The sequence below is a fragment of the Saliphagus sp. LR7 genome, assembly GCF_003344565.1.
In the GTDB taxonomy this organism is placed as follows: Archaea; Halobacteriota; Halobacteria; order Halobacteriales; family Natrialbaceae; genus Saliphagus; species Saliphagus infecundisoli.
Genome location: NZ_QPND01000080.1, coordinates 1 through 751 on the forward strand (window position 1 = coordinate 1; position 751 = coordinate 751).

A 751-nucleotide genomic window follows, 5' to 3' on the forward strand; every position below is an offset into this window, starting at 1 on the left:
CGAATTCTGTCCAGCGGAGATCGAATGCTGGGACTCAGTCAGCCTGTTCGGGTTGCGCACTACCCGATCGAGTGGTCTTTCGGATACTCCCCATGGTTCGCGAGAGGAGATCCCGAAGGGCCTCACGGCGGGTGTAGAAGAGCCACGCTCCAATGATGAGATAGATCGCCGTATAGGCGTATAATACGTCGATACTGAGCGCCGTCGCCTGCGGTTCGGAGACCGTTTGGATAATGGCGAATTCGATGGCGACCTGTGAAAGGAAGAGTACGAGCAGCCCGACTGCCTCGCGCATGCTAATCTCAAAGTTCGTCAAGAGCGCGATCGCGAAGAAGCTCTGTGCGGCGGTGATCCAGATCTCGGCGATCTGCTTCTGATCGAACGGCAATCCTCCCAAATGACCTGCGGCGATCGAGTAGACCACCGCGAGCGTGCCGATCAGCAGCGTCCACTGATTGAGCTTTGAGGAGATCAGGGCGTTGAACCCCGCAGTCGAGCGTGCCTTATTGACGAGATAGGCGACGACGATGAGCTCGGGGCTCTCAGAAGCAAGCGGCGCGAGCCACTGGATCATGAAGAACTCGGGGATGCCGTACTGGAGGCCCAACTCCTCGAGGCCGGTGGCGAACGGCTCGACCGCGATAAAGATCAGCACGCCCGAAAAGGCGAACAAGAACAAGACGCTGGCGATGCGTGGTCCCTTCGACCACGATTGAAGATACGCAGGGACGCCGACGTGCACCTCCTCTTC

Annotated in this window: 1 protein-coding gene; it reads right to left on the reverse strand. The window is 58.6% G+C overall.

Going from position 1 to position 751, the window contains the following annotated elements; translation table 11 throughout:
- Positions 1–34: 34 nt before the first annotated feature.
- On the reverse strand, positions 35–751 hold a 717-nt coding region (locus tag DVH23_RS23250), incomplete at its 5' end, for a sodium/calcium exchanger protein (RefSeq protein WP_394342659.1).